Source organism: Pilosibacter rotomagensis (assembly GCF_045062245.2).
In the GTDB taxonomy this organism is placed as follows: Bacteria; Bacillota; Clostridia; order Lachnospirales; family Lachnospiraceae; genus Pilosibacter.
In genome coordinates this window covers 325,322-339,303 of sequence record NZ_CM170323.1, presented here as the reverse complement: position 1 = coordinate 339,303, position 13,982 = coordinate 325,322, and the positions used below count along the sequence as shown (strand labels likewise).

At 41.1% G+C, this 13,982-nt stretch carries 12 protein-coding genes; 2 read left to right on the top strand and 10 right to left on the bottom strand.

The annotated features are described in order from the left end of the window. Positions 1–74 precede the first annotated feature (74 nt). Both ACI3EW_RS01500 and ACI3EW_RS01495 read left to right on the top strand, forming a co-directional pair. Positions 75–1,778, top strand: a complete 1,704-nt coding sequence (locus ACI3EW_RS01500; protein ID WP_405579902.1) for an AAA family ATPase — start codon at positions 75–77, stop codon at positions 1,776–1,778. A gap of 550 nt (positions 1,779–2,328) precedes the next feature. After that, complete coding sequence (locus ACI3EW_RS01495) at positions 2,329–2,853, top strand: PD-(D/E)XK nuclease domain-containing protein (protein WP_405579899.1); 525 nt, start codon at positions 2,329–2,331, stop codon at positions 2,851–2,853. Positions 2,854–2,862: 9 nt separating this feature from the next. Here ACI3EW_RS01495 and tnpC read toward each other — a convergent pair whose 3' ends face one another. The 10 genes from tnpC to ACI3EW_RS01445 all read right to left on the bottom strand — a co-directional run bounded on the left by tnpC (position 2,863) and on the right by ACI3EW_RS01445 (position 13,801). Then, positions 2,863–3,744 (bottom strand): IS66 family transposase, encoded by an 882-nt coding sequence (gene tnpC / locus ACI3EW_RS01490; RefSeq protein ID WP_405579896.1) that lies wholly within the window; start codon positions 3,742–3,744, stop codon positions 2,863–2,865. A gap of 431 nt (positions 3,745–4,175) precedes the next feature. After that, on the bottom strand, positions 4,176–5,039 hold the full coding sequence (locus ACI3EW_RS01485; protein WP_405579893.1) for a P63C domain-containing protein: 864 nt from the start codon (positions 5,037–5,039) through the stop codon (positions 4,176–4,178). 136 nt (positions 5,040–5,175) lie between these two features. Next, a complete protein-coding gene (gene glf / locus ACI3EW_RS01480; RefSeq protein WP_405579891.1) occupies positions 5,176–6,288 on the bottom strand; it encodes a UDP-galactopyranose mutase in 1,113 nt (370 codons plus the stop codon). Positions 6,289–6,354: 66 nt separating this feature from the next. Beyond that, the gene (locus tag ACI3EW_RS01475; protein ID WP_405579888.1) at positions 6,355–6,951 is read right to left on the bottom strand and encodes a DUF6661 family protein; all 597 of its coding nucleotides are present in this window, start codon (positions 6,949–6,951) and stop codon (positions 6,355–6,357) included. Continuing rightward, entirely contained in the window at positions 6,941–8,005 is a 1,065-nt protein-coding gene (locus tag ACI3EW_RS01470; RefSeq protein ID WP_215703369.1) for an AAA family ATPase, read from the bottom strand. Before ACI3EW_RS01470 ends, ACI3EW_RS01475 begins: the two co-directional genes overlap by 11 nt. A gap of 238 nt (positions 8,006–8,243) precedes the next feature. Further along, complete coding sequence (locus ACI3EW_RS01465) at positions 8,244–10,547, bottom strand: LTA synthase family protein (protein WP_485663253.1); 2,304 nt, start codon at positions 10,545–10,547, stop codon at positions 8,244–8,246. 162 nt (positions 10,548–10,709) lie between these two features. Next, the gene (locus ACI3EW_RS01460; RefSeq protein WP_405579879.1) at positions 10,710–11,111 is read right to left on the bottom strand and encodes a GtrA family protein; all 402 of its coding nucleotides are present in this window, start codon (positions 11,109–11,111) and stop codon (positions 10,710–10,712) included. A gap of 54 nt (positions 11,112–11,165) precedes the next feature. After that, complete coding sequence (locus ACI3EW_RS01455) at positions 11,166–12,110, bottom strand: glycosyltransferase family 2 protein (RefSeq protein WP_405579876.1); 945 nt, start codon at positions 12,108–12,110, stop codon at positions 11,166–11,168. Between the two features lie 34 nt (positions 12,111–12,144). Beyond that, positions 12,145–13,404: a hypothetical protein gene (locus ACI3EW_RS01450; RefSeq protein WP_485663252.1), complete on the bottom strand. Its 1,260-nt coding sequence runs from the start codon at positions 13,402–13,404 to the stop codon at positions 12,145–12,147. 28 nt (positions 13,405–13,432) lie between these two features. Beyond that, positions 13,433–13,801 carry a hypothetical protein gene (locus ACI3EW_RS01445; protein WP_485663251.1) on the bottom strand — a complete coding sequence of 123 codons (369 nt, stop codon included), beginning with the start codon at positions 13,799–13,801 and terminating at the stop codon, positions 13,433–13,435. Positions 13,802–13,982: the final 181 nt, after the last annotated feature.

Genomic DNA, 13,982 nt, shown 5'->3' with positions numbered 1-13,982 from the left:
ATTCGCAGGTAAGAATTTTCAGTTCTGATCTTTCTGTACCTTGCAGTGGCATAGCGAAAGGAGATGTAACATCATTGACGGGACAATTAAAATTACCAATTGGAATTGATTCTTTTGAGAAAATCCGGAAAGAAAATTTTTACTATGTCGATAAAACAAAACTGATCTCACAGATACTCGAAAATTGGGGCGAAGTAAACCTCTTCACCCGCCCACGCCGTTTCGGAAAAACCCTGAACATGAGCATGCTCAAGAGCTTTTTTGAGATTGGAACCGATCATACACTCTTCGATGGGCTCTACATCTCCCAAAACCGTGAGCTCTGCGAAAACCATATGGGAAAGTATCCGGTAATCTTTCTTTCCCTCAAAGGAGTGGATGGATTATCGTTTGAAGAAGCGAAATATCGTCTAACCGAGGTAATTGCCAACGAAGCACGGCGTTTTCAGTTTTTATCAGACAGCAGCCGGCTGACAGATGAGGACAAAGACATCTACCGCACGATCATTTCTATCCGGGACGGACTGTACATGATGAATCATAAGCTGCTTACATCATCGCTTCAACTCCTGTCACAGCTCCTGTTTCAGCATTATGGAAAAAAAGTGATCATTCTGATTGATGAATACGATGTGCCGCTCGACAAGGCGTTCCATCACGGTTACTACAAGGAAATGGTTTCCCTGATCCGCGGTCTGTTCAGCCAGGCTTTAAAGTCAAACAGCTGTCTTCAATTCGCTGTTCTCACCGGCTGTCTTCGGATCTCAAAAGAAAGTATTTTTACAGGTTTAAACAACTTTAAAGTGCTCTCGATCACAGATGCCCGTTTTGATGAACAGTTCGGCTTTACCGAAGATGAGGTTTTACAGCTTCTGAGTTCCTATCGTCTGGAATCTCATCTTTCCGAAACGAAAGAATGGTACGACGGCTATCGTTTCGGCAACGCAGACATCTACTGTCCATGGGACGTGATCAATCATGTTGACAGGCTCTGCGCAGATCCAACTGCAAGACCCCAGTCTTATTGGCTGAACACCAGCGGCAATGAACTTGTAAAGCGATTCATCGACAAAGCAAATAAGACAACCCGAGATGAGATCGAACGTCTGATCGCCGGAGAAGCAATTGAAAAAGACATCCGCCTGGAACTCACCTACGATGAAATCGATAACAGCATCGACAACCTGTGGAGTGTTCTGTTTGCCACCGGATATCTGACTCAGGACGGTATGACACCGGATGGTGCCTACCAGCTTATCATCCCAAATAAGGAGATACGGGAAGTCTATAAGCTGCAGATCCAGGAATGGTTTAAAAATTCTATTTTCAGTAATACGGAACAACTGACTGAATTCTGGAAAAATTTTGAAGAAGGAAATACACAGGCGCTTGAAAAATATTTAAATCGGACACTGAGCAATTCGATCAGTGTCTTCGATACAAAAGCCCGCAATGAAGAAAAAGAAAGCTCCTACCATACACTTCTCGTCGGACTCCTCGTCGGGAACTCCAACTGGCTTGTAAAATCAAATGTAGAGGCTGGTGATGGCTTTGCCGATATTATCGTCGAGACAGACGATCCCGACTCCGGTATCGTCATAGAGCTGAAATATGTAAAAGATCTATCTGCCCTGGAAAACGCCTGCGAAAAGGCACTCGCGCAGATCAGGGATCGCAGATATGAGGAATATCTGAAAAATGACGGGCGGTCCCAGATCATGCTTTATGGGATCGCGTTCTGGAAGAAAAGGTGTCGGGTGATGGCAGAGAAACTATAGCTTAGCTGCCATGCCCGCCACCGACAGTTTCTTTCAGATCAATGGAAGCTCCTAAACAGCAGAGCCGGTCCATCAACCGGAACCGGCTCTGTATTGCTGCAGATTGCCAAGCCAAGCGGACATCTGTGCCATATTTAGCGGACACCGTAGGACTTAATCGGCGGACATGGAGGGCCTAATTAAACGGACAGATTTTCCAGATATAATAGACTTATCTCTTACATGAGAGAAATATTATATTTGGAGGTTCCATTATTGCAAAGACTATCCTATCACACATAAACATTTTAGATACCAAAAGAAGGCAAAGCCGAAATCCTATTGGATCAACAGCAGTGGAAATGATCTTGTAAAACGTTTTATTGATAAAGCTGATGCAACTACCAGAGATGAAATTGAACAGCTGATCGCTGAAAAAACGGTCGAGAAGAGAATCCGTCTGGATCTGACTTATGATGAAATCGATAACAGTATTGACAATATATGGAGTGTACTTTTTACAACCGGATACCTTACACAGGTTGGATGTGTAGGGAATCATGTATATCAGTTGGTCATTCCGAACAAAGAAGTCCGTGAAGTATTTGTCCTCCAGATCAGGGAATGGTTTGACCGCGTGATTGAAAGCAACCAGGCATCCACAGAGAAGATCAATCGCGGATTTCTTGAGGGAAAAGCAGATGACATCCAAAAAGAATTAACAATGTTCCTTGGCGAAACGATCAGCATTCTTGATACGAAATCAAGAAATGAGGAAAAAGAAATTTTCTATCATGGCATCCTTCTCGGCATTCTGAAAAATCATGCCGGATGGGCAGTTAAATCAAATAAAGAATCCGGAGATGGATTCGCGGATATCCTGATCAAACCTAAAAATCCGGACGCCGGAATCATCATAGAATTAAAATACACCCGAACATTTGATGAGCTTGATCAAGCATGTGCGCGGGCAATTCAGCAGATCAAAGATCGGAGGTATGATGAAGATCTTCGGGCTGATGGGCGGAGAGAGATTCTTGCTTATGGGATTGCGTTCCGTAAGAAGAGGTGTCGGGTTGTGGTTGAGAGGCTGTAGATTGCAGAATCATTTGGCCGGTTCATGTGCCTCATACTGGCCGCCGAAGATGTCCCGATTTGTCCACCAAATACGGCACAGGCATTTATCTGCACCAACTTCGTTTTCGTGTTGTTTCAGGTACGCAAACAAGGCATCCACCAACTGTTTGATGGTCGCCTGACGCCGGGCAAGTCGTTCTTCAGAGGGACGGCCTTTTAATTGCCCTTCTTTCCGGTAGATCTCCTGGATCTGTTTTAAGATCAGATAGGATGCAGATTCTTTCTGCCCTTCTTTGGGAACTAGCGTAAGTGCTTCATCAAATCGCCTGCGCGCATGGACCCAGCAGCCAGCAATCGTCAGGTCTTCCCGCTCTTTTTCAAGAGTGTGGTAAACCTGATAGCCATCCGTTACACAGATACCGGAATAGTCTTTCAGGAATTCTCTGGGATGAGCGGCGTTCCTGGTCCTCTGATATTCATAAAGGATGATCTGTTTTTCCGGATACATATGGCCGGAACGGTATACCCACATATAACTCTGGGATCCGGCACCACGGCCATCCCGGTTCACCAGCACCGGTGTCTCATCCGCCTGGATGACATGATAGCCGTAAAGCAGTGCATAAAGGTGATCATACAGGACAGAAAGGTATTCTTCTCCCAGACGGATCATCCAGTTTGCCATGTTCTGTCTGGTTATGGCAAGACCATAACGAAGGAGTTCCTGTTCAAGACGATAAAGTGGGACCGCATTTACATACTTTCCGTTCATGATGGCAGCTGCAAGAGAAGCCGATACCGGACTTCCATGGAGCAGGCTCTTTGGATGAGCCACATTTACCATATGTCCGTCTGACCTGCTGGCATACACACCAACATGATGTTCATCCACTTCGATGTCAGGCAGCAAATTATACTTCCCACCTACCCACAAATTCCTGCATATTAAATTCGGCAGGGACCTCATTTACCATGAACTTTATTCAATATTTTACACACTGTATCTGAATAACTCAATGAAAAATTGTAAACACCTATGAATTTGAATTAATTGGAATGCATACATTAAAAGCTATAAATCTCTTCCTCCATTCCGAAAAATATGGTGATAGTCAAACCAAATTGTTGGTATTTGCAGAGCTACAAGCACTGGTAAATCGTATTTTCTCTCCACCTGCTACGCAGAAGTGTACCAGAGAAATTATTGCTGTAAGCTTGTTAACTACAGTCACCTGCTGAATGAATTAATTATCCTAAATCGTCAAGAAAATCTAAACAGATATTGCAAATGCATTAGGCGTCATGCAAAAATCCAACTCTTTTTCAGCAACGATTTTGCAATCACTCGATGTGTTGTGCATCCATTGCTTTTTTAAATAAGTGATCAAATTCCTCCCATGAATCAGATGCTTTCATCAATGCTATGGTCTGCTGAAGCTGTTTATCTAAATTAGGGAGTCCTGTCTCTTCTGATAAATGCTGATGAAATCTGTTTTTTCTATTACCAGTATCGCTTTTCGGTGTCTCTTTCTGCAGTTCTTCGAGCACTCCTTTGGGCAAATATTCATAAATATATTTATTGGTAAGCTTTCCCGCATAAGGAGTTTTTGCTTTTCCCTTATATTCCCATCCTTTCAGTCTGAACATTTGTTTATAAAATTCATCTGGGAACCTTTTTGCCCAAGGTAAAAGTTCTGCGCTGATATACTTCTCAAGCACCTTTTGCATTTCATCACGATCTCGATCTGCCTGATAACCAGTAACTTCATCTATAACCGCTATTAAACCAGTTTTTGCAAACGCTGTCATAATGGCATAAAGGCGCCTGGCTGTTTGTTCCTGCTTTTCTGTCTGTAATGCATGATCATGCATAGCGTCAACATATGCCTTACATAAATCTACAAAAAGTGATGCCTCAAAAGGCATGAATTTTCCTCTAATTCCTCTATAAATTGGCAATTCATTTCTGTTTGCCTTTTCCAACCATTCTTTTAATCCATCACTTAAATAAGGAGCAATCCATTGTGCATTCAAATTTCGCGCAAGCGCCTGACTTCCATTTCCGACAAGACCTATTGTTCTTGCAGCGCCACGTAATGATAAAACTCTTTCTTTTGTGTCCATCACATAGCATTCAATCTTAATATCTTTATCTTTATTTAGGATCCAAATTCCATAATGTGTTGCTTTAGGGTTTTCATTCATAATATATCTCTCCCTTCTTTCTTGTTATATTTTACAGCAGAGTTAAGGACCTGTCAATTATTTATTTTGTTTGTTATATGGTCCTTATCTATATTCAAACAAGTCCCTAGGATCATCTCCTAGAGACTCATCTAATTTACAGCATCTTTTCACACATCTCCAACGCCGATGCGATCACCGCATCCATATCATAATACTTATACTCACCTAAACGGCCACCGAATACGACCTTCTGCTCGCCCTCTGCGAGCTTTTTGTACTCCGCATAGAGATTTCCATTCTTCTCATCATTGACCGGGTAATACGGCTCATCTCCGGGCTTCCATTCGGAGCTGTACTCACGGCTGATCACCGTCTTCGGGATCTCGTTTCCTTCATCATCTTTTCCAAACTCAAACCACTTGTGCTCAATGATACGTGTCCATGGAGTCTCTGCATCCGTGTAGTTCACCGCTGCATTTCCCTGGAAATTCGGTTTATCAAGAAGCTCAGTCTCAAAGCGGACGGAACGGTATTCCAATGCGCCAAGCTTAAAGTCAAAATACGCATCGATCGCGCCCGTGTAGATCACCTTCTCCGCCATTGCATCATACGCTTCCTTCTCCGCCAGATAATCCACGCCAAGCTTCACCTCAATACCATCCAGCATGTTCGCGACCATCTTCGTATATCCGCCCATCGGGATTCCCTGATATAACGCATTAAAATAGTTATTATCAAACGTCAGACGCACCGGAAGACGCTTAATGATAAATGCCGGAAGCTCCGAACACGGTCTTCCCCACTGCTTCTCCGTATATCCCTTTACAAGCTTTTCGTAAATATCGGTTCCAACAAGGCTGATCGCCTGCTCCTCGAGATTCTTCGGCTCCGTGATCCCGGCCGCTTTCTTCTGCTCCTCGATCTTTGCAGCCGCTTCCTCCGGCGTTACAACGCCCCACATCTTATTAAACGTGTACATGTTAAACGGCAGCGAATACAGCTCCCCATGATAATTTGCTACCGGAGAATTTGTAAAACGATTGAATTCTGCAAACTGATTCACATACTCCCAGACCTTGCGGTTATTGGTATGGAAAATATGTGCGCCATATTTATGTACATGGATCTTCTCGATATCCTCCGTATAAACATTTCCCGCAATATTCGGACGCTTATCGATCACTAAAACAGATTTTCCATGTTTCTTCGCCTCATGCGCAAATACTGCGCCGTAAAGTCCTGCTCCTACTACTAAATAATCGTACATTGTATTTTTCTCCTTCCAAAATATTTGATTCGTGTATACATACTTCATAACCTAAGCCTTATCGTCTCAGCTCGTAATATGAAACACCCTAGGATCATAGGAATCAGAATCAACAACAGATACTCTGCAATTGAACCATCTCAGCTTCCGGTTCATACTGTCCTGTAATGACTGCATGATCATCTTTTTGCTGCGCGTTTTGCTTCCAAAATCTCCTTCCAGAAACAAGATTACATATTTCTTTTTTGAGTCATCCGAAAACGATTCAGATGACAAAAACTGGATAAACTTGTCAAATTCACTCAGACAATCTTTTTTATCCCCGAATGACTTTGCTCCGATTATGGAAGCTATTGTCATAGCTACTTTCTGTGTTACTTCAATATCCAGGCTATCTCTTCCTGTAAGATCAAGAGTTGTACTGGCTGTTTCCTTTTTCTTGTTATCCGGTGCAATTCTCCATCTGCAATTACCCTCATCGCCTCTGCAGTTTTTCACCTCTATAAATGCAATCTGATTCGGACTTACAGAAACAAAATCGATACCCTTTGATCCTGGAAATCTATTGAAATAATCTCGATAAAATAACGTATCATCAAACTTGATCACTATGCTTTTTTCGGGAAAACCAAATTTCAATCCGCTTTCTTCTTTAATTACCATAAATAATCCTCTGTTCTCTGTCGTACATCGCATCAAACTCCTGCATAATCGCATTATGCGCAAGGTCTGAAGCCGAATGAGTCATCTCATAGTGGACATCATGTGTCTTTTCGTCTCTGTATAAAGATAAAAAGCGTACATCCAGCTTCGAGGGGTTCAATTCCGGATAAGATGCAACCATATTAAATTCCTGCTGAATAAAATAATCGTGCGTTGATACAAAAACCTGTACCCCCATCTGCGCCAGGGCAACCAGTGCCTGCACGATCGGGCGAATCATTTTCGGATTCATATTCGTCTCCGGCTCGTCCCAGAATAAGATCGTATTCCTGTTCAGACTCCCTGACAGAATCATATAGATGATCATCGATAATTTTCTGTACCCATCAGAAAGCAATCCCATCTCAAATTCGCCTTCACCTTTTATTTTAAAATAAAACTTTTTATCTCTCTGCACGATATTACCTTTCATAATATCTTCCAGACTGCTTAAAATCTGATTCTGCTCATTTGTATTTGGTCCCTTGGAAAGAGGACGGTCCAAAAGTTTTGCAAGATCGTAATACATTTCCTCAAAGTCAATATGATACTCCTCATATAGTGTCACGAAATGTTCCACCGTAGAGATCATTTCTTTTGTCGGAATGTAAATCGCTTCATATTTCTCCGCAAATTTGTTTTTTATAATATTGATATCTGCATGATTCGCCTGTCCACGGCTAAATCCAGCCGAGACTTTCTGTTTTTTATCAAGATCCACCGAAAAATCTGTTCTCTTGTTTCCTCTTTTTCGACTCACCAAACGCCCCAGTTTCATTTCATCCGGTCGAAAAACTCCCTGCAGTTTTTTCACAAAATACTGCTCTTCCATCTCCTTTGTCAAATTTTCACGATTTACTTCATTTAAAGGCTTAATAAGAGAATACATCGCCTTCAGTAATGTTGTCTTTCCGGTACTGTTCTCTCCGCAGATAACATTGATATTATCCGACCAATCCAATTGTAAGTTTTCAAAAGCCATGAAATTACTCAAAGTCAGCTTTTTTATTTTCATATGCGCCCGTCACCTCCTACAGCAGCATCACATCTTTTTGATCCATTATGAGACAAAAGCAGACCGTATAAGCTTTCGTATGGTCTGCTTTGTGATTTAATATTTTTATCCTAATTCATCATCATTCTTCAGCCTGTATAACAATCTTCGGATTATAGGATCTCATCTACCTCTTCCTACGAATATACTGTACTATATTTTATCATAGGGGAATGTTGATTGCAAGAATAGGAATTCCTCACTCCCCCACAAAATACCTCCCATTCCTCTTCCGATCAAACAACGCATAATACTGCACTGTCCGGTACCTCTCGATCCATTCCCTGTAACTATTCTCCGCCCAAAGATCATACCAGTCCCCATCCGCGGTCATATATCCGGCGAAATTAAACACCGGGATCTGCTCTCTCTGGTTCATCCGGTAACGGTCATACGCAGACAGCTCCAGCCCCGCATACTTCCGTACCAGCGTCCCGAGATAATTTGTGCTGACCACATCTTCTCCCTGGGAATTCTTCATCGAATAATCCTCCGGGATATCATAGTTGCTCCAGATAAAATACGGCACCGTATAGATCTTCTCCGTCATCGTAAGATCCGTATCCGTGTCCTCTCTCCCGGCTTCCCTAAGCGCATTCTCAAAGTCCCCGTTCAGCGCCGGCTGATGATCCCCAAAGAAACAGATAATCATCGGCTGGTCCTCCTGCTCAAAATAGGAGATCAGATACGAGAGCGCCTGATCCGACTTCGCGATCAGCGACTCATACATCTGAAGATCTGAATACCCGCTGTATTCCTCATCAACATCAACGATCTCCTCCGGCTTCAGCTCCCCGATCCCGTCATATCCTCCGTGATTCTGCATCGTGACATTGAAAATAAAAGTCGGTTCCGTCTGTGCCTCATAAACCTCGATCAGCTTCTGATAATCCCCAAGATCAGACACCCGGTTCCAGACCGTCCGCTCACTGTCCTCAAACGCGCTGATCGACAGAAACTCATCAAACCCAAGCTTCGGGTAAACAACACTTCTTCGCCAGTTCTCCGGATTTTCCGGATGCATCGCGATCGTGTGGTAGCCCTGTTCCTTTAAGATCGAGACCATGGACGGCACATTCGTAAAATCAAAGCTGGAGTATGGATTGATCCCGTTTGTATAGGTCATCGAATCCCCCGTCAGATATTCGAACTCCGTCGTGGATGTCCCGCCGCCCCGGGTTGAAACATAATCCCATCCATACTCGATTATGTGCGGATCATCCTTCAGCGAATGGAAAAACGAAAGATCATCCTCCGTACATGCAAGCGGTCCCAGGACGCTCAAATCACTGAACGATTCATTCATGATCGTAATGATCATCGGCTGCTCGCCGGTATCTTTCTTCTCCGTTTCCGCAGGAGCTTCCGCCGCCCCGTACTCATCCAAAATTTCTTCCGCACTCTGCTCCGTATAGCCATCCGGCTTACTGATCTTCATCCTCTGCCAGAATGAGATAAACGCCGGAGCAAAACCGGTTGTCTGATATGTATTTACCTGCGCCCAGAAATCAATCCAAATATTGTAGGTATCCGGGAAATCATAGCTGCCGATCCAGAAAAACAATGCCGCGGCCGCCCCGATTGCTCCGCAGCCCTTGATCAGAATCCGTTTCTTTCCCGCTCTCCTCTGAAAGATTTCCGTCTTTCCAAGCGCCCACATACAGGTAAACAGAAAATACAGGATCAGAAACGTAAACGCCAGCTCCTCCGCGACCTCAAACGTATACTGCCCTGCGACCGACATGGCCGTCCGCAGTGCAAAAATATCCGTTGCAAGGAACGGCTGTCCACGGAACTTCAGGAGATAATAATTGAGCGCGCCGACAAACCACGCAAAGATATATAGCGCCTGAAGCCCGAGCATCCCTTTCTGCATCACGCACACAAAAATTACTTCCAGGATCAGATAGATCAGGACGTTCAACTCCCCGTTTAAAAGGCTGATCCCCGTCACCGACGGGTTCCAGCAGAGTTCCTCGAGGAAAAATGCAAGGAACGGAGTGATCGCCAGAAAGATCCAGTAGAACGCTCTCGCACACTCCGGAAACCGCCGGAGCACGTCCGTTCCATAGATCCAGATCGCAGTTGCCGCAAGGATCATAAGATCTGCCATCCCCGTACTCACCGGCGGGAACTGGTTTGCAATCTTCGTGACGCCGATCACATCACGTGAGAGATTCACATAATAAAACGCCAGGATCCCCATGCCGACCGCCATCTTGATTGACATGGAATAAACCTGGTTCCGTTTCTCCGGTATGCAAATGAAGATCCACAACATCCGGCTGCACTGCGCCGCGATCAGCGCATACGTCAGGATCAGCCATATCGACAGGTAGTGGATATGGAACACCACCTTGATCGCAAATTCACAGCATAGCGCTGCAAATAGAGAACAGCCGAGATAAACTTTCTCTTTCCGCTCCTTTCCCTGCCCCTGTTTCTTTCCGGTCCCTGTAAAATATACAATGATCGCCGCTGCGATCCAGATTATTGTTTCCACTCTTTTGTATTTCCTGCCTTAATTTATTATTTTTAGCACTTACGTTCTTTTATATTATCTTATACAAAGCTGATCGTTCCATTAATTTTCTCGCTCAAGCACATGATTTACATCCATTTTTTCATGATAAACATTTTACAAATGGCTCATAAGTGTACTTCATCATTCTCTGCGGAATACGAATATCTTACTAAATACATAGTTTGCCACTGTCACCACAACCTGAACAACTAATTTTGCCAATTTATCATTCACCCTACATAATGTAACCATAATAAACATGATTGCCATGTCCATAAATAAGGTCAACAAGCGAGAAGAGTAAAATGCAGCCATTTCCCTCAGAATATTTTCCTGTTTACTTTGGAACACATAAATACGGCTCATTGCATATGCAAATGTCACTGCAATAATCCACGATAATATATTCGCCAACTGTAACTGTAATGCATTTTCAGGATTCAGGAATGTAAATACACAACCATAATATGTCCCTAAGCTCACTATGGTTGTCAATATTCCTACGATTAAATATCGCACGATTTCACCATACTTTTCTTTCATTGATATCAACTACGCCCTTCGTAATTTTTGTATTTAATCTTAATTTACATCTCTCTATTGTATTTTCTTAACTGATTTTTTATTGCTTTCTGAGACGATATAATGCGGTCTATGTTTCGTTTCATTGTAGGTTTTAGCAATATACTGTCCCATGATTCCCATACAGAAAAGTTGGATCGCTCCAATAAAAATAATGACACACATTGTAGAAGCCCATCCAGCAACAGGATCCCCAAAACATAATCTTCTTACAATGATTATAAGCATGATTATAAACGAGACAAACGTCATCCCGATTCCTGTCCAAGATGCAATACTAAGCGGTGCTTCAGAAAAGTTGATGATTCCATCTATCGCATACTTAAATAATTTCCAGAAGTTCCATTTCGTTTCACCAGCTACACGCTCTACATTTTTAAATGGCAGCCAGTAGGTTTTAAAACCAATCCATCCAAATATGCCTTTCGAAAAGCGGTTATACTCGCCCATAGCAACAATTGATTCCACCATTCCCCGTTTCATCAAACGAAAATCTCTGGCTCCGTCTACAATATCTGCATCCGATATCTTATTGATCAGTTGATAGAATTTTCTTGCGAACCAAGAACGAATTGGTGGCTCACCATCACGGCTCACTCTGCGTGTCGCTACACTGTCATATTCTCCAGACTCTAAAATTTTCACCATTTCTGGCAGCAATGCAGGCGGATCCTGCATATCAGCATCCATCACTGCCACATAATCCGCATCTGCATTGCAAAAGCCCGCATACATTGCTGCTTCTTTTCCAAAGTTTCTAGAAAATGAAAGATAAGTAACATTTTCATCCTTTTCTGCAAGTTCTTTTAAAATGGAAAGAGTATTATCTTTTGAACCATCATTTACAAAAATCAATTCATACTGGCAATCTATCTCTTTCATTATTTTTGACATTTCTCTATAAAAAATCGGAAGTGCTTCCTGTTCATTATAGCATGGAACAATTAATGCTATCTTCATACCTTTTCTCCTATGTTTATACCGCTCAAATAAATCACTCTAACAAATATGCTTGTGTATAAAAATGATACATGCTCTGATAATTGGTGTATTCCGTATTGGAAATTATTTTATTTAATATATCAGTTGCATCTTGATTGGACATTTTATCTGGCAAGCAAACCACTACATCATCATATGAAGAACGTGCATTTAATATTTCATTCAAATTTTCAATATCATCTGAATTAAAAAAATAAGTTTCATCATATTGAAATTTTAATGGCAAAGCTGTATAAATATCCAGCCAATCTGGTCCATAGTATAGCAAACAATCATCACCCTGTACCATTTTACCATTTTGAGTAATTTCATCATAATCATTATACTGAAAATCCACTCCATATTTCACAAAGCTGCACACGCACATCAACGTAGAAATACACCATATAATGATTTTCTTTTTCGTAATACAAAACAGGCAACTTATAATCCACACTGAAATAATTGGATAAGCCGGATATATATATCTATTGGAAACAAGATTTGATCCAATTGTTGCAACATATATAAATCCTACAGTTGCAATTGTCATCAATATATATATAATCGAATAACTATCTACTGTCACCTCATACTCAAATTCTTTTTCGCATTTCTTAATAGAAATTCTAATTTTTTCAGATAGTTTTCGGATTTGCATTGTAAAGTATACAGAATATATTTTGTATATTAAAATTCCTATAGCAACTAATACAAAGACTTTTAAAAATCCTCCAAAAATTGAATTATTAATCCACTTTAAATAAGATTCAACAAATACATTCTCTGTTCGTACTTGTAAATTATTAGCAACTTCCGTACCTCTATATCCACTAAAGACATGCTTCAGCGTCGCTGGAAACAGGAACAAATTTATCAAAAAACCTGATAATAATAGGGTGGAATACTTCAAAAAATCCCTAATCTTCTTTTTAAAAAGCAAGATCAAACAAATCGGTGCTGAAAAACAAAATGCAAAAACATAAAAATAATAATGTGTCAAGCCTCCTATAATTACAGTCATTATCAGCAAAAAGCCTTTTAATATCGGTTTATAGTTTTCCTTTACTATATAAATATGTACTGCTATATATGCCAATATCTCTACAGTCTGTAATAAATACATTCTTATAAATAAAATATTAGATACCGCTGCAGCAGAAAAAGCCCAAAGCCAAAGCACCATAAGTGATTTAATCTTATCCCCTCTAAAAACAGTTTGGGCTATATAACATAATAGTATATCTACAAGCACTGTCAAAAATAAGTTCAAACCAATTCCAGTCCATTTTGTAAATGTATCAGGGAAGAAAGCACATACTATATGTAAAAGCACATACTATATGTAAAAGCATATAATATAATGGAGGATGTACATCTCTAATTTGATTTTGAATAGCAGCCGAAAACGAAAACGAATCAGTGCTATTCACCTCAACATAATCTTTAAAGTAATTTGAATCAACCCATCCATTTGTGTCTGCTCCATACATTTTAGAAGACTCATTATCTAAAAACGTATAGTGTTCACTATTGGCAAGACCATATGAATATATTTCATCACAGAAAAAACTACGTTTTTGATGTCCCATATACATGCAAAATAATAGTTGCAATAAAACTACAATTATAAATAATATTTTATAGTTTCTTATCGTTTTAAAGTTCATATATCAAACTTCTCCATTTCTTTTACGCAAAATAAGCCTGAATTATTCATAGAGCAATTTCTAATCTAAAGATTGCTCTGCGATTCCAAAAATGTAAACGCACCATAGCAAGTACCTTGTCAGCGAAAAGCCGCTTTTGCGGCTTTTCTTAATTCTATAAATGAGCAAATATCAAACTTTG

Coding starts and splice junctions, on each gene's coding strand:
- glf (WP_405579891.1), bottom strand. CDS start 6,288: ATGTACGATTATTTAGTAGTAGGAGCAGGACTTTACGGCGCAGTATTT.
- ACI3EW_RS01460 (WP_405579879.1), bottom strand. CDS start 11,111: ATGAAAGAAAAGTATGGTGAAATCGTGCGATATTTAATCGTAGGAATA.
- ACI3EW_RS01470 (WP_215703369.1), bottom strand. CDS start 8,005: ATGAAAATAAAAAAGCTGACTTTGAGTAATTTCATGGCTTTTGAAAAC.
- ACI3EW_RS01455 (WP_405579876.1), bottom strand. CDS start 12,110: ATGAAGATAGCATTAATTGTTCCATGCTATAATGAACAGGAAGCACTT.
- ACI3EW_RS01445 (WP_485663251.1), bottom strand. CDS start 13,801: ATGAACTTTAAAACGATAAGAAACTATAAAATATTATTTATAATTGTA.
- ACI3EW_RS01485 (WP_405579893.1), bottom strand. CDS start 5,039: ATGAATGAAAACCCTAAAGCAACACATTATGGAATTTGGATCCTAAAT.
- ACI3EW_RS01475 (WP_405579888.1), bottom strand. CDS start 6,951: ATGGTAATTAAAGAAGAAAGCGGATTGAAATTTGGTTTTCCCGAAAAA.